This window comes from Lysinibacillus sp. RS10 (assembly GCF_041956855.1).
Taxonomy (GTDB): Bacteria; Bacillota; Bacilli; order Bacillales_A; family Planococcaceae; genus Lysinibacillus; species Lysinibacillus xylanilyticus_A.
Map to the genome: position 1 here is coordinate 315,073 of NZ_CP167122.1, position 16,507 is coordinate 331,579.

Annotated in this window: 14 protein-coding genes; 6 read left to right on the plus strand and 8 right to left on the minus strand. The window is 38.0% G+C overall.

Annotated elements, in window-relative coordinates:
- Positions 1–27 precede the first annotated feature (27 nt).
- The 5 genes from ACB089_RS01735 to ACB089_RS01755 all read right to left on the minus strand — a co-directional run bounded on the left by ACB089_RS01735 (position 28) and on the right by ACB089_RS01755 (position 5,570).
- Positions 28–1,482: an alanine/glycine:cation symporter family protein gene (locus tag ACB089_RS01735; RefSeq protein ID WP_374965001.1), complete on the minus strand. Its 1,455-nt coding sequence runs from the start codon at positions 1,480–1,482 to the stop codon at positions 28–30.
- A 434-nt stretch (positions 1,483–1,916) separates the two neighbouring features.
- Positions 1,917–3,134: an NAD(P)/FAD-dependent oxidoreductase gene (locus ACB089_RS01740; protein ID WP_374965003.1), complete on the minus strand. Its 1,218-nt coding sequence runs from the start codon at positions 3,132–3,134 to the stop codon at positions 1,917–1,919.
- On the minus strand, positions 3,124–3,465 hold the full coding sequence (locus ACB089_RS01745) for a (2Fe-2S)-binding protein (protein WP_368638087.1): 342 nt from the start codon (positions 3,463–3,465) through the stop codon (positions 3,124–3,126). Before ACB089_RS01745 ends, ACB089_RS01740 begins: the two co-directional genes overlap by 11 nt.
- Entirely contained in the window at positions 3,465–3,731 is a 267-nt protein-coding gene (locus ACB089_RS01750; RefSeq protein WP_374965004.1) for a (2Fe-2S)-binding protein, read from the minus strand. The genes ACB089_RS01745 and ACB089_RS01750 overlap by 1 nt, the downstream gene beginning before the upstream one ends.
- 153 nt (positions 3,732–3,884) lie before the next feature.
- Positions 3,885–5,570 (minus strand): sigma-54 interaction domain-containing protein, encoded by a 1,686-nt coding sequence (locus ACB089_RS01755; RefSeq protein ID WP_374967641.1) that lies wholly within the window; start codon positions 5,568–5,570, stop codon positions 3,885–3,887.
- A gap of 143 nt (positions 5,571–5,713) precedes the next feature.
- Between ACB089_RS01755 and ACB089_RS01760 the strand changes: the two genes are divergently transcribed.
- The 5 genes from ACB089_RS01760 to ACB089_RS01780 are packed head-to-tail and all read left to right on the plus strand — an operon-like array spanning position 5,714 to position 11,275.
- Positions 5,714–6,928: an NAD(P)/FAD-dependent oxidoreductase gene (locus ACB089_RS01760; RefSeq protein ID WP_374965006.1), complete on the plus strand. Its 1,215-nt coding sequence runs from the start codon at positions 5,714–5,716 to the stop codon at positions 6,926–6,928.
- Entirely contained in the window at positions 6,925–7,944 is a 1,020-nt protein-coding gene (locus tag ACB089_RS01765; RefSeq protein WP_374965007.1) for a proline racemase family protein, read from the plus strand. Before ACB089_RS01760 ends, ACB089_RS01765 begins: the two co-directional genes overlap by 4 nt.
- Positions 7,945–7,956: 12 nt before the next feature.
- The gene (locus tag ACB089_RS01770) at positions 7,957–8,829 is read left to right on the plus strand and encodes a proline racemase family protein (RefSeq protein ID WP_374965009.1); all 873 of its coding nucleotides are present in this window, start codon (positions 7,957–7,959) and stop codon (positions 8,827–8,829) included.
- Between the two features lie 32 nt (positions 8,830–8,861).
- A complete protein-coding gene (gene dapA / locus ACB089_RS01775; RefSeq protein WP_374965011.1) occupies positions 8,862–9,764 on the plus strand; it encodes a 4-hydroxy-tetrahydrodipicolinate synthase in 903 nt (300 codons plus the stop codon).
- 26 nt (positions 9,765–9,790) lie between these two features.
- The gene (locus tag ACB089_RS01780; protein ID WP_374965013.1) at positions 9,791–11,275 is read left to right on the plus strand and encodes an aldehyde dehydrogenase family protein; all 1,485 of its coding nucleotides are present in this window, start codon (positions 9,791–9,793) and stop codon (positions 11,273–11,275) included.
- A 322-nt stretch (positions 11,276–11,597) separates the two neighbouring features.
- Here the strand turns inward: ACB089_RS01780 and rpoN are convergent, their stop codons facing one another.
- Positions 11,598–12,881: an RNA polymerase factor sigma-54 gene (gene rpoN / locus ACB089_RS01785; RefSeq protein WP_374965015.1), complete on the minus strand. Its 1,284-nt coding sequence runs from the start codon at positions 12,879–12,881 to the stop codon at positions 11,598–11,600.
- Between the two features lie 403 nt (positions 12,882–13,284).
- On the minus strand, positions 13,285–14,349 hold the full coding sequence (locus ACB089_RS01790) for a M24 family metallopeptidase (RefSeq protein WP_374965017.1): 1,065 nt from the start codon (positions 14,347–14,349) through the stop codon (positions 13,285–13,287).
- 136 nt (positions 14,350–14,485) lie between these two features.
- On the opposite strand from ACB089_RS01790, the gene ACB089_RS01795 reads away from it, so the two are divergent.
- Positions 14,486–16,168 carry a peptide ABC transporter substrate-binding protein gene (locus tag ACB089_RS01795; protein WP_374965019.1) on the plus strand — a complete coding sequence of 561 codons (1,683 nt, stop codon included), beginning with the start codon at positions 14,486–14,488 and terminating at the stop codon, positions 16,166–16,168.
- Between the two features lie 70 nt (positions 16,169–16,238).
- On the opposite strand, the gene ACB089_RS01800 is transcribed toward ACB089_RS01795, so the two are convergent.
- A complete protein-coding gene (locus ACB089_RS01800) occupies positions 16,239–16,400 on the minus strand; it encodes a hypothetical protein (protein ID WP_374965021.1) in 162 nt (53 codons plus the stop codon).
- Positions 16,401–16,507 lie beyond the last annotated feature (107 nt).

Genomic DNA, 16,507 nt, shown 5'->3' on the forward strand with positions numbered 1-16,507 from the left:
TTTTAAATGTTGTAGTTGCTATTTTTTTTATTGAGTATGTTTATGCTTGTTGCTGTACTCTATCCAGAATTCAGCGTTTTCAATACCTACTTCTCGTGGGTCAAAAATCGGATCGAGCCCTGCCTTTTTTTGACGGTCATAATCACGCAAAACTTTTAGAGCCGGTTTAGTTAAAAAGACAATAGCAATAAAGTTCAAATAACTCATACTACCGAATCCAATATCTCCAAGCCCCCACATTAGACTAACAGATTGAACACTTCCAACATACACGACAATTAAGAAGATAAATTTTAAAACTAATTTTAATACAGGGTAACGCAGTTTTTTATCTAAATAGACAATTGTAGTTTCTGCTATATAGTAGTAAGCCATTAAAGTAGTGAATGCAAAAAGGAATATGGCAATGGCCACGAAACCACTTCCAAAATCTTCGAATACAGTAGAGACAGCGGCCTGTGTATAAGCAGTACCTGCCACTACACCTGGAATGTTTTCAACTAGAGGTGTTGTGGCTCCAGGAGGAGTGACATTATACATACCTGTAATTAAAATCATTAACGCAGTTGCTGTACAGACAATAATCGTATCGATGTATATTGAAAAACCTTGTACTAACCCTTGTTTAGCTGGATGGGATACTTCAGCAGCTGCAGAACTGAATGTAGCTTCACCAGCTCCGGCTACATTTGAAAATACCGAACGTCTGACACCCCAAGCAATAGCAGTACCCACTATACCTCCAAATATTGCATTTGTCCCAAAGGCGCTTGTAAGGATTAATTTAATCATGCTAGGTATTTCACTTGCATTAGCACCTAAAATAATAAGTGTTAAAAGGACATAGGCCAGTGCCATAATAGGAACTACCTTATCTGCAACACGGGCAATACGTTTAACACCGCCAAAAATTATCAATCCTAAAAGTACAACAATAATTATGCCCGTTATATATGGAGGAATATTAAATGCTGTATCAAATGACGTGGCAATTGTATTTGCTTGAATACCCGGTACTAGAACGCCATATGAAAGACAAATAACAAACGCTACAAAAATAGCAAAACCTTTAAGTTTTAAACCCTTTTCAATGTAATAAGGTGATCCACCACGGTATTGATCATCTGCTTTTTCTTTATACACTTGGGCTAAGGTAGATTCAATGAAGGCGCTTGCACCTCCTAGAAACGCCATAACTCCCATCCAAAATACGGCACCTGGTCCACCCGCTGCAATAGCAGTAGCAACCCCTGCGATATTACCGACCCCAACACGACCAGATAAGGCCATACAAAAAGCTTGGAAAGATGATATCCCTTCGTTAGATTCTTTTCGTTCACGCAATAATCGTAGCATCTCGGGGATATAACGGAATTGTACAGCTCTGGTCAGAACAGTAAAATACAAACCTACCCCTAATGCTAAATAAACGAGTGCATTTCCCCAAATGTAATCGACTAATGTATTTACGATTGCTTCCATAACATTTCCCCCTTGAACAACTAATTCTTTTTTTATTTTCATAAATGTCTTGCGTTCTGAGCATTTTCCCCAAGATTGTATGATTCCATTTCCTACTAAGAAGAATCCACATATCGTCTTACTACATAGCTGTCGTTAGGGATTACGCAAGCTTAAATTTATGAATTGAAGATAATAGTTGGAAAATACCCCCCCTTCAAAATTTCCCTCCCTTATCATTCTTAATGCATTTTTTGTGCCATAAAAAATGCTCTTCAGCAAAATCTGTACTTGATTGAACATTTCACTCTGGGAGCGCTTTCCTATGGCGTATAATAGCCCTATAAATAAAATAAAAATCCTTTTCTCTGTAGTGTGAGAAAAGGATTTTTAACTTCAGTTTGTAGTACTCAAATGTTATACACTTTTTTGTTTTGTCTAAAATACTGACAGTTTTAATTGGTAACATTTAGATATGACTCTATCCAGATTTTTTTCAATTGTTGGCGACCTGCTAAAACTTCTGGGTGGAATTGAATATGTGCATTCGCTCTTGTTGTCTCGACATCTTCAATAGCGCATTGAATTTCTTGCTTTGTAGTGCCAGTGTCTAATTTATGGGCGATTGTAAGCCCAGCAACTTTGCCTTGAGCTAACGCAACTTTCGCTCCTTCAATACCTGTAATATTGCCCGCGACATGTAGCCCATCTAAGTTGGTTTCCATTTGCTCATTATGTAACGGGATGAACCCACCTAATTGTTCAATATAATGGAATGGACAACCTGCTAAAGAAGCAAGTTCTGCTAAGGGATATAATCCGCCTGCGATACAAACAAAATCTGCTTTGATGCGTTTTTCACTGCCAGGAACGATGGAGCCGTCAGTATTTACTGTTGCAATGACTACACCTTCTACTTGATCTTTGCCAACTATTTCAACGACTGCTTTTCGTAACATAATTGGAATATCCCACATTTTCACTCCGTTTTTTGGATAGAAGGTAATGCCTAATTTTTTCATAAATTCATTTTTCATAAACTTACTTCCGATTTTAACAAGGGGAGAGGGGGCCATATGAGATACATGTAGTAATGAATTCATAACCTCAATAGGGTTTCCGCTATCTTTTGTTAATAAGTTAACAGCGGGTAATGTGATTGCTGCTACTTGAACGCCTGCGATTTGTAATTCCATCGCAATGGCTGAGGACAGTACGTTAACGCCAATAATGACCCCACGTTTGCCAGGCTTTACACGATGTACATTTGTCATTACTTGTGCAGCTCCTACAGACATTACGCCAGGAAGTGTCCACCCTGGAATTGGGAATGGAGATTCAGCGGCACCTGTAGCTAACAGAAGCTGCCTTGTACGAAATACACCTTTATTTGTATGGACGATCCACTCTTGTTCAATTTTTTCTAAATCTGAAACGCTCGTTTGTAGTAAAAGTTCGACATTGAGGGCTTTTGCACGTTCAAATAAACGCTTGGATTCTACAATACCATTCCACCATTTCCCTGGACTTTCTTCATATAATTGTCCAAGTAAGCGTCCTCCTGGATATAAGTATTCATCAATAACAAGAACGGCTATATTTTTTTCTGCTAATGTAATAGCGGCAGAAAGCCCAGCAGGACCAGCGCCGATAATGACTACTTTATTTTCCATTATTTTTCCTCCAGTCACGCACTGTTGTAGGAAGAGTCGTACCACTTTTCACAACAATACCATCAGAGACAGGTGTTATACATGCGCGTTCTCCTTCTAAGCCGTTGACATTTACGCGACACTCAAAGCAATGGCCAATATTACAATAGATGCCACGTGGTAGACCTGATTCTTCATGGACACGTAAGGTGCGAATACCATTTGCAAGTAGGGCGGCTGCTAAAGATTCACCTTTGTATCCCTCATATTCTTGGTCATCAAAAGTGAAAGACACCTTTTCCATTGAAGGTAGTACCCCTAAAACAGGGTGGTTTATAATACGTTCAGTCATTATTTAACCTCCCCTAAGTCGGCAAATCGTACAGGACGAATTGGTGCCTGATGTTTTAATGAAATTTCGCAGTCTGGTCGTGGGTGATGTTTATGTGCGATTTGATCGACCATTGTACGACAAGTGCGACCACCACAATAGCCCATACCTGCCCGCGTTCGTAGCTTAAGTTCACGAGCAGAGCAATTATTTGCGGATGCTACTTCTATGAGTTCATCATAGCTAACTTCTTCACAACGACATACAATCATAGATTTGTATTGCATAGTGATCCCCCTAATACGTAAAAATTTTATTTACATACTATTTACTGCAAAAACTATGCCAGAAAGTTTTTTGACATCCATAAATGGCTTGCTCGTGGTTTGTTGTATATCGAAAGAATAGTGTATAAAAATATAGACATTAAGTTAAAAAAATTAGACATCAATGTTTAATTTTTTTAGTCGATTGTATAATGTTGCCCGAGTAATGCCTAATTTTTGGGCGCAGATTTTTTTATTGCCATTTACTAACGCAAGCTGCTCTAAAATAATTTCACGTTCATAATGTTCGAGTTGATCGCTTAGCTGCGTCCCTTGTGGTAAATCCTTTCGTACGTCTAGTTTTTCACTTTTTGGAACGGCTGCTAAAATGTCTGCAGGTAAATCCTCTATATGAATTGCTCCTTCATCAGAAAAAACAACGAGGCGTTCTATAACATTACCTAATTCACGAACATTTCCTGGCCATTGATATTGCAAAAGAATATTTGCGATTTCAGGCGGAATTCCTTGAATTGGTCGATTGTATTTGATGGATTTCTCATATAAGAAGTAGTTACTAATCTCTAAAATATCAGTAGCTCGTTCTCGAAGTGGAGGTACTGTGAAATTTACGACATTTAAACGGTAATATAAATCTTCTCTAAATTTTCCTTCCTCTACCAATTGCTTTAAATCCCTATTTGTAGCAGCTACTAAGTTAAAATCGACATCCATTTCTTTTGTGCCGCCTACTGCATAAAAAGTTTTTTCCTGCAGCAATCGTAAAATCTTTACCTGCATATCTAACGGCATTTCTCCAATTTCGTCTAAAAATAGTGTGCCCCCTCGTGCAAGCTCAACTTTTCCTTTTTTTCCTTTTTGATGTGCGCCGGAAAAGGCTCCTTTTTCATAACCAAAAATCTCACTTTCGAATAAGCCACTAGGAATGGCTCCGCAGTTGATGGCTACAAATGGTGCATCTGGTTTTTCGCGAATCGCGTGAACTGCGCGTGCGAAAAGCTCTTTGCCGACGCCACTTTCTCCATAGATTAAAATATTTGCCTCGGTTTTTGCGACCTTATTTACTTGTTCAAGCACCTTTTTTAGTGTAGGGCTATTACCACGAATAAGTGTAAATGGGTCGTAGGCTAAGCCATTTGTATTCATCTGTTTCTCTAAATTCAATAATTTTTCAGAAGTAATATGAAGTTCTTCGTTTAATTTTTTTACATGGGTAATGTCTGTTTCGGCTACGACTGCACCTATCGTTTTATCGTTTAACATAACAGGATTGGAGTTAATCATTACAACAAGGTCTTCACGCGGGAAATGCTGTTGTTGATAAACAGATTTTCTATGCTGCAATGTATGTAAAATTTCAAGTTGATCTTCCTTAAAGAAATCCGTGATTGGCTTTCCAATAATATTTTCCCCAGATACTGAAAAAATACTTTCCGCTCCTTTGGTCCAATAAATAACGTTTTGATGATGATCAATGACAGTACATGACTCATTAATCGTTTCTAAAAGGGTGTTTAAGTAAGCATTTATACACTCTAATTCATAAGCGAGATCGTATAACAAGGATTCTTTCGATAAATATCCTATATATTGCTTAGTTTCGTCACGAATAAGTAAAAAATCATAATCCTCCAAATAATCAAGAGCTGTTTTGATTGGACAATCCATGCGCACAATTTGACAGGCTATATATTCGAAATCACTTTTTCTTTTGCCTCTCTTAACTGCGTAAGGCTTTTCATTTTCAATAACAAAATACTGTGTCGTGTCATCGTTAAGTTTAGTTACAACATCCTCTACTGGGATGAAAATGAAATTTCGTTTTAACACTTTATTCATAATTAAATGGTATGAATGCAAAATAAGTTCCCCCTCATCACTCATTTGTCCAATTTTTTTTGAATAATATAAATAATTTTGACACATAGTGAATAGTTTATCAAACAAATTTCGAATTGAGAGGTTGGCACGCTTTTTGCAAAATGTTAAGTACTTGCAAAAAAGGGGGGAGAATATTGGGGAAATCTCATCATGACATCGTGATCGTTGGCGGAGGTATTATTGGCGGGGCAATTGCTTATTATTGTGCAAAGGCTGGTCTTGAAGTAACGGTACTAGAAAAAAATGAATTGGCGAGTGGAACTTCTTCTCGCTGCGATGGAAATATTTTAGCCATAGATAAGGATCCAGGCTTTGATAGCCAGATGTCATTAGTAAGTCAACAATTAGTACATGAGCTAGATCAAGAGTTAGAAATTAAATTTGAATATCGCAACCCTGGAAGTATTCTTGTTTGTGAAAGTGAATTAGAAATGGTAGCCGCTCAACAATGGGTGACTCGTCAGCAAGAAGCAGGATTGGATTTTAAAATGTTAGATAGAGCAGACTTGCGAAATGAATCAAAGTTCTTCGCAGATGATTTATATGGAGGCTTGGAGTGTAAAACAGATTCAACAGTAAATCCGTATATGCTGACATTTTCTATGTTCCATTCAGCAGAAAAAATGGGTGCAAAAATACGAAAACATATTGAAGTAAAAAACATAAAGAAACAGCCAGATGGCACGTTTTTAATCGAGACTAATGAAAGTATAATGACAGCCAATAAAGTGATTAATGCTTGTGGTATTTGGGCGCCGGTTGTTGGACAAATGCTTGGTGTTGAAGTACCTATCAAACCACGTAAAGGTCATATTATTGTTGCATCACGTCAGCAACCAGTAGGTCTAAGAAAGGTAATGGAATTCGGTTATTTAATTTCTAAATTTGGCGGAGAGCGTATAGTGGATGCGGATATTGAAAAATACGGAGTTGCTTTAGTATTTGAACCAACTGAAGCACAAAACTTTTTAATAGGAAGTAGTCGCCAATTTGTTGGCTTTGATACGAAAGTAAATCATGATGTCGTGAAAATGATTGCTAGACGTGCTGTGCGTTTCTATCCAAAAATTGCAGATATGTCGATTATCCGTACATATGCGGGGCTAAGACCATGGACAGAGGATCATTTACCCATTATTTGTGAAGTAGAGGAGGTACCAGGCTTCTACATAGCGGCAGGTCATGAAGGAGATGGGATTAGCCTAGCAGCTGTCACAGGAAAGCTTGTGCAAGAATTGCTACAACACAAAGATACATGTATTCCTACTGAGCCAGTAAGTATAAATAGATTTAAGAAAGGAGTGTTCCACAAATGAAATTTCAAAAGTTATTTACAACAATTGATACCCATACAGGTGGAAATCCGACACGTTCGCTCATTAGTGGCATGCCGAAGCTTGAAGGTAAAACGATGTCTGACAAAATGCTTTATATGCAAAAGCACTTCGACTGGGTTCGAAAGTTTCTTATGAACGAGCCTCGAGGACATAGCGTCATGTCAGGTGTTATTCTTACGGATCCTTGTCATCCAGAAGCTGATTTAGGCGTGATTTATATTGAAACTGGTGGTTATCTACCGATGTGTGGGCATGACACAATTGGCGTTTGTACAGCCCTTGTTGAATCGAACTTAATTGAGATTCAAACTCCGTATACCCATATTAAATTGGATACTCCAGCAGGTTTAATTGCTGTACAAATTAAAGTAGAAGATGGCGTGGCCAAGGAAGTAACGTTTAAAAACGTACCTTCTTTTCTATTAAAGACAGTTGAAATTGAAGACCCTGAATTCGGTATTGTTGAATGTGAAATTGCGTATGGAGGTAATTTTTACGGCATTATAGATGCTAGAAAAATAGATTTAGATTTATCAGTAGAAAACGCGACGAATATTATTAATACAGGTATTCGTCTTCGTAATGCTGTGAATGCCAAGGAAAAGATTGTACATCCTGAGTTTTCGTTTATACATGGGCTAACTCATATCGAGTTTTATACGAATCCAGTAAATGAATTAGCGGATTTAAAAAATACAGTCGTTGTACCGCCAGGCGGAATTGATCGTTCGCCATGTGGCACAGGTACTTCAGCTAAAGTTGCGACACTTTACACGAAAAATGAGCTGGCTATGAACGAACCATTCGTTTACGAAAGTATTGTAGGTACATTGTTTAAAGCACGAGTACTAGAAGAAGTAGTTGTTGGTGATTTAACGGCTGTTATCCCAGAAGTAACAGGATCTGCATGGGTAATGGGTATGCATCGATTCTTTTACAATGAGCAGGACCCGTTAAAGGAAGGTTATTTGATGATTCCGCCAATGGATCACTAAAGGAGGATTAATATGAACTATCATAAATCTTTTCAAACGATTGATACACAGGTAGTTGGAGAAGCCTTTCGTATAGTGGTGCAATCGCCTATCGTAATTTCTCAGGAAAATATTGTGGAAGCGGTCAATGCATTAAATACACAATTTGAAAATACAAAACAAATTCTATTAAATGAACCACGTGGGCATCGCGGTATGAACGGATGTATTATCTTACCATCAGCCGTTGCATCATTCCGATTATTATTTTTTCAGCACGCTGCTTCTACAGATTTTAAGTATGAGGCGCTCGTAGCAACAACGACAGCATTAATAGAGCTCGGAACAATTGAAGTATCAGAGAATGACATTTACACAATTGAAACAGTAAAAGGTATTTATGAAGTAAATGTACAACTTTCAGAGAAAAAGGATGCAGTACTGTCAGTTCATATGATAGTGAAGCCAGCGGTTGTAGAAGATGAATTCGTAGTGGTAGATGGTGAGCGACGTTATATTGTTTTAGAAAAGCCCCAACAATTAAAGGCACTTGTACTAGATGAACTAGCAGATATTAGTACTTGGGGAGTAAACGCGAGTACAAAATATAGTGCTGCTGATGGTGTCATTGTGTATGAAAAAGTAGGTAGCGAAGTGCGTTCAGTAACATTTGAACGTGATGGCTATATTCTTCGCTCGCCAAGTGTAGATAGTACCCTTGCATTAATAGCAGTCTTAGGCGATGGAACTGTGCGAAAAAACAACAGTATTTTTTACAGCTGTATTGAAATAGCAGGCAAACATGAGGTTGGCTACGAACTTGCATTAACAGGATATATCACAGGAATCCATCAATTTGTAGTAGACAGGGAAGATCCGCTACAACAAGGATTTGTCATTGTGTAAAAATAATTTATCTTACTAAGGAGGAAAAAAGCATGAAAAAATTAGAAGGTGTATTTCCAGTATTAGTAACACCTATGTTGAACCAAACAGACATCGATTGGGATGGTTTCCGTCAAAATATAGAGAGTTTTATTGAAGCAGGCGTAACAGGTATTGCCATTAACGGTAGTACAGGCGAATTCGTAAGTTTATCTAAAGAAGAGCGCATCAAAGCTGTAGAAGTAGCAGTTGATCAAATTAAAGGTCGTATTACATTAATTGTTGGTACGGCTGCTGAAACAACAGCGGATGCAATCGAATATACGCAACAGGCTGAACAAGCAGGAGCAGATGCAGCTTTGCTCATTAACTCCTATTATGCACATCCGAAAGATGAAGAAATCTATTTACATTTTAAATCAGTTGCAGAATCAGTAAGCTTCCCAATCATGATTTACAATAATCCATTCACTTCTGGTGTGGATATTGGCATAGAAACAATACTAAAAGTAGGCCGAGATGTACCAAACATTACACATATTAAAGAGTCCAGCGGTAGCATCGGCAAAGCGCGTGATATTGTACGTCAAGGACAAGACGACATTAAAGTATTCTGTGGTTCAGAAGATTTAGCAATTGAATCATTCCTTGTAGGTGCTGTAGGTTGGATCTCAGTATCAGGAAACATCGTACCTGAACTTGTAACGGAATTGTATAACAATGTGCAAGATGGGAATCTAGATGAAGCGTGGGCTATTTACGATCGTTTATTACCATTATGCGCATTTTTAGAAGGGTCAGGTAAATACGTACAAATTGCAAAACGTGCAATGGAATTAAAAGGATTGGCAGGAGGACCTTGCCGTTTGCCGCGTCTCCCATTAACAGAGGAAGAAGATACACAATTAAAAACAATCATGGCTGATTTAGATGTACTGATTGCTGAACATAAATAAATTTTATGAGAAAAGGAGTGTCAAATATGGAGGCAGTATTAGCATTGAAACCGATTGTAACAGAATTTTTACAATCGACAGTTGGTTTATATATTAATGGTGAGTATGTGCAATCTCAATCAGGTAAAACATTTGAGGTACTAAATCCAGCTAATGAAGAGATCATTGCAACAGTAAGCGAGGCACAGGCTGAAGATATCAACATAGCCGTGCAAGCTGCACAAAAAGCATTTGATAATGAATGGTCTATCATGGATGCAGCAGAACGCTCACGTATTATTTATAAATTTGCAGATTTACTAGAGGAGCATCGGGAAGAACTAGCACAGCTCGAATCATTAGATAATGGTAAGCCATACAAAACAGCTTTAGCTGATGATGTGGACGGTACTGTACAACATTTCCGTTACTATGCAGGCTGGGCAACAAAAATTACAGGACAAACGGTGCAAGTATCAAAGGATTACTTAAACTACATTGTCCATGAGCCAGTTGGGGTTGTGGGGCAAATCATTCCGTGGAATTTCCCGCTTGCGATGGCTGCATGGAAATTAGGGTCGGCATTGGCAGTAGGCTGTACGGTTGTTATTAAACCGGCAGCGGAAACGCCATTATCGTTATTGTACGTAGGTCAATTAATGAAACAAGCTGGTTTCCCAGATGGTGTTGTGAACATCGTACCAGGCACAGGTGAAGCGGGTGAAGCGGTTGTTACACATAAAGGTGTAGCCAAGGTGGCATTCACAGGATCAACAAAAACAGGAATTCATGTTATGAAAAAAGCGGCGGATGATGTGAAAAGTGTCACATTGGAGCTTGGTGGTAAATCTCCAGCGATTGTATTACAAGATGCAGATGTAGAAGAAGCAATAGAAGGTACATTCGCTGGGACGATGTACAATCACGGACAAAATTGTAGTGCATGTACAAGGGTATTTGTGCATAGCAGCTTGTACGATCAGTTTGTTGAGCGACTTGCAGAAAAAGCAAAGGCATTAAAGTTAGGACCCGGGCTAGATCCAGAAACAGATATGGGTCCACTTGTTTCACAAAAACAACTGAATACAGTACTTGGTTTCATTGAAAAAGGAAAAGAAGAAGGTGCACGTCTAGTGGCAGGTGGAGAACGTGAATTTAACAAAGGTTATTTCGTGCAACCAACTGTATTTGCTGATGTAAAGGATGATATGACAATTGCTCGTGAAGAAATTTTCGGACCTGTTATGTCCATCTTCTCATTTGACACAGTAGAAGAAGTGATTGCCCGCGCAAATGATAGTAAGTATGGACTTGCGGCTAGCATTTGGACTGAAAATGTGAAAAAAGCACATTATATGGCTAGTAAGCTACAAGCAGGAACAGTATGGATTAATGATTTTGGTTTAGAATGGGAAACGATGCCATTTGGAGGTTACAAGCAATCAGGTGTTGGTCGTGAAATGGGCGGCGAATATGGCTTGTCCAACTATACGGAAGTTAAAAGTGTCTTCGTCAATATGAAGCAAAACTAAGCCCATCTCTTTCATATAGGCTCATGATCAAAAGTGGGGAAGATAATTGTTAAAACATATGTCATGTATTGCAGTTAATGGTAGTGGAAGCCAGGCGATTCTTTAGGGATAAGCGTTACAGATGAGCCCCTAGAGGTAGAGCACAAAAACTAAAAAGCATCACGTTCTGTAATAACGCCTCAGCGACCAACATTCTTTTGCCTCAAGTCGCTCATCGGACGCCCCAAGGAAAGACCTACAGTCGGAACGGAAATCACCCCACATTATGGTGATGAGCCTTCATACATTTAAAAAGGAGCTACTTAACTGAGAGTAGCCCCTTTTAAAATTGAATCACTTTACGTCTTGTAGATGATGGAATGTTCATTTCTTCACGATATTTTGCTATTGTACGACGTGATATTTCAATACCAAGTATAGTGTTGAAATGCTCGGCAATTTTTTGATCTGAGAAAGGCTTCTTTTTATTTTCAGTTTTGATATAGTCTACTAAAAGCGATTTTACCTTTACTTGTGAAACACTGTTACCATTTGTTGTTTGTAATTTAGAAGTAAATAAATCTCGAAGTTCAAATGTCCCATAAGCCGTTTGTACATATTTATTCGTTGTGACTCGGCTAACTGTCGATTCATGTACTTCAATTTGTTCAGCAATTTCACGCAATGTAAGAGGCTCTATAGCATCAAACCCATGTAGAAAAAAGGCTTTTTGCTTCTCAATAAGAGCCCTCATGATTTTGATAATTGTATTTCGGCGCTGCTCAACACTGTTAACTAGCCATTGATAGTCTGATAAATACTTTTTAAAATAACTCTTTTCAGAGGAATTGGCAGTAATGTATGGTGCATAGTCCGCATGTATATTGATTTTTGGTAAATAATAATCATTTAATGAAAAAGTGATGGTGCCATCAACATAATCAACAATAATATCCGGTGTATTATGATGTACAGCTTCCTGATGAAACAAGGAGCTAAGCTTAGGCTGTAAAGTTTGGATGAATTGATAAATTTCTTGTAATTTATAAAGTGATATATTTAACTCATTGGCGATTTTCTTCCATTCTTTATTTGCAAGTTCGTCAAGATAAGAGAAAATTACTGTTTCTGCATGAGCTGGGCTACTTTCACGATACATTGTTTGTAATAGCAGGCATTCTTTCAAATTACGTGCACCAATACCCAGTGGTCCAATGGCTTGTAATAAGTGAATGCCCTTTTCGATTTCATCGTCTTTAAAAGTCGGCGTAATTGGTTGTTCATAGTAGCCGTTGTCATCCAAATGATAAATAATATGTTTAAGTAGTTTAATGTCTTGATCTTCATGAAAAGCTAACTTAATTTCCTCAAATAAATCATCACGAATATTTTTTTCATATTTAGTTACATGTTCTAAGATATTTGTGTGACGGCTAACACCTTGTGAAAAATGTGCACGTTCTTGAAATGTAGGTTCACTTAATTCTATTAATGGATTAACGAGCTCTTGTTCACGAATATACTGTTCTAATTCTTGTGTAGAATATTGTAGTAACTCGATGGCTTGGCGAAGTTGTACAGTCATAACTAAATTCAAATCTTGAGTTTGTTTAATAGAAAGATGCATATTAAAACCTCGATTCTCTATTTTAACTTTTTTCAGCAAATAGTTTTGTAGCGAAAGTGAAACGTCAGCTACAAAAGTCTCCCACCTCTATAGATAGTGAGATGAATGCAGGTTAAAGTTATTTCTCAGTGGATAAACATCCACTGAAAGAAGTTAATGCCTCTGGACGCAATTATGCCTCGACATAATTGCGTCCTTAAATCCATTGAAAATGATGTTATTGCGTGTAGTGACAAAAATTTTTGACATTAGTAACTAAAGTAAAAAGGAGCTTTAGTAAAGAGTATTCAAAATGTGTCTAAAAAATGAACATCATATATGATATGTGTATAAATAATGTAAAAAAATGAAAGCCCTTCGCTGCGGGAACAGGCTTTCCGCCGAATCGAATGAAAAGATTACTTTATAAAATTATAAGCTCTTTTGGTGAGTTTGTGATAACTTCAACACCGTTTTTTGTAACGATGACATCATCTTCAATACGCACTCCGCCAATCTTAGGAATGTAAATACCTGGCTCAACAGTAAGCACCATATTTTCTTCTAGAATGTCTTCGCATACTGTAGACATAAAAATATTTTCATGAATATCTAAGCCGATACCGTGCCCCGAACCGTGTCCGTAATTTTTTCCATAGCCTTTAGCTGTAATGAAATCTCGTGAATAGCTGTCTGCTTCTTTTCCAGTAATACCAGCCTTCATATTAGATAAAGCTTTTTGTAATGAGTCATAAACGATTTGGTATACTTCCTTTAGTTTTTCAGGTGGTTCGCCAACTGCAATTGTTCTTGTCATATCTGAACGATAGCCTTGATAATATGCACCAAAATCAAGTGTCAGCATATCGCCTTTTTCAATTTTTTTATCGGATGCAACACCGTGAGGAAGTGCTGAACGATGACCAGAAGCAACAATTATATCGAATGCAGCTCCAGTAGCACCGTTTTTACGCATATGAAACTCTAACTCATTTGCGATATCAATTTCTGACACTCCTGGTTTGATAAATGTCAAAATATACTTAAATGCTTCATCCGAAACCCATGCTGCTTTCTTAATCAATTCAATTTCCTCAGTTGTTTTTATCATACGTAAATTTTCAACAATATTAGATAGCGGCTTTAATGTTGCTGTTAATTTACTAGACATTAATTGATATGCCTCGTAAGTAACATGTTGTTGCTCAAAACCAACCGTTTGAATAGATTCTGTGTCCAAAATTTCTTGGATTGTTTCATATAAATGGCTGCGATCGATTTCACGAACATCAAATTCTTTACTTTGGTTTGTTGCTTGCTGTGTGTAACGGAAATCTACAAGTAAAAGTGCTTGAGTTTGTGTAATTACTACTGTGCCTGCACTGCCTGTAAATCCTGTTAAATAACGACGGTTTTGATGACTCGTTATGATGAACACATCCGATTGTTGTGCTCGTAATGCGGTACGTAATTGTTCTAGTTGAGACATGTTGTATTTCCCCCTTTATTGAATTACTGCAATATTTGTGCCACATTTTTAGCGTAATCATAGTGTAGGCATGAATATTGCATATATGTTTGTTGTGCGGTGTCTATCGTGCAATAAAATTAAAGGGGATATGACAATGACTAAAAAGACAAAATGGTTAGTCGTGTTATTAGGGGTGGTGCTAGTTGTACTAGTTGGCTGCTACGGTAAGGAGGATAATTCTTCTGGTAGCCCGACTGGTGGCAATAGTATTGACAAAGAGTCTACAACTGACGGCGACGAAGCTGTTGGACAGGAACTGCATTTAGTAGCGGGAGGGGATTTAGCAACAATGAGTTCATTAGGGAGTGTAGATGCACTTGCAGTTACTGCAATGAACTCTGTATTTGAGGGGTTATACCGTATCGGACCAGAAAATACACCAGTGCCAGGGATGGCAGAGTCATATGAAACTTCAGAGGATGGTACTGTTTATACATTTAAATTACGCCAAGATGCCGTTTGGAGCAATGGTACACCTGTTACAGCACATGACTTTGAATACGCTTGGAAAAGAGCTATCAATCCTGAAACGCAAGCAATTTATTCTTATTTAATGCTAGATATAAAAAATGCAGCGAGTGTTCAAAAAGAGGGTGATCCTCTATATGGTAAGGTAGATGAAATTGGCGTTAAAGCGCTAAACGATTACACATTAGAAGTTCAACTAAATGCGCCACTTCCATATTTCCTAAGCTTAACAACGTATGCACCGTTCTTTCCATTAAACAAAGAATTCACAGAAGCACAAGGCGATCAATATGCGTTAGAAGCAGCAAATATGATTTATAATGGTCCGTTCGTAATGGAATCATGGCAGCATGGTCAAGGGTGGACATTCGTAAAAAATGAAAACTATTGGGATAAAGACAGTGTGAAGCTTACAAAAATCACACAAAAAATCGTGAAAGATACGGCAACAGCTGTCAACCTATATGAAGCAGGAGAAATCGACACTGCTGAGCTTTCGAGTGAGTATGTTGCTCAATACAAAGATAGCCCAGAGTTTTCAACATTTTTAAAACCGAATACGTATTTTATCCGAATGAACCATGAAAATAAATTCCTATCAAACAAGAACATTCGAAAAGCGATCGATATGGCTTGGGATAAACAAGGCTTTGCAGATGTGATTTTACAGGATGGCTCTATTCCAGCATATTTTTTAGTACCACTTGGATTATCAACAGATGAAAAAGGTGTTGATTTCAGGGAAGGGAACGGTGATATGAATAAAACAAATGTTGAATTGGCGAAGGAAGCATGGGCTACTGGTTTAAAGGAGCTTGGGGTAGATCAAGTAAAACTTGAGTTTTTAACTTACGACCGTGCAGAGTCTAAAAAAGCTGCAGAATTTATTAAAAACCAATTAGAGACAAATCTTAAAGGCCTAGAGCTAACAATCAACATGCAACCTAATAAGCAAAAGCTAGCATTAGAAGGGGCCGTTGACTATGATTTAGACTATGGTGGTTGGGGCCCTGATTATCAAGATCCTATGACATATATTGAATTATTTGAATCCACGGCTTACTACAACCAATCTCACTATAAAAATGAAGAGGTTGATGCATTAATTAAAAAAGCGAAAACAACTTCTGATGTTTCCGAACGTTGGAAATTAATGCAACAAGCTGAAAAGATTATGATGGATGATGTTGCATTTGCACCAACATTCCAAAAAGGTATAAGTCGTTTGACGAAGCCATATGTAAAAAACTTATATGAACATCCGTTTTCAGCGGACATTAGCTATAAATGGGTTGAAATTGTAAAGTAAAAAAAGATGCTGCCTACTTAGAGAGGCAGCATCCTTTTGATGTTGTTGAAAAACTATTGTGTCAATGAAATTATGGTGTCATAGTAGGGGTCTTCGGCAAAACGAGGGTTGATTTCCGTTCCGACTGGGCGCTTTGTAGCTGTCGCTTTGCTTTCGCTACAGAAAACATTTGTTGCTGACGCTTCGCTTTCGCACAGATAAAACATTTGCCGCTGACGCTTCGCTTTCGCACAGATAAAACATTTGCCGCTGACGCTTCGCTTTCGCGCAGAGCAGAGCTTCCTGGGGGCGTCCGATGAGCCGCTTGGGCCTACACGATGTAGGTCACGAAGGCGTTAT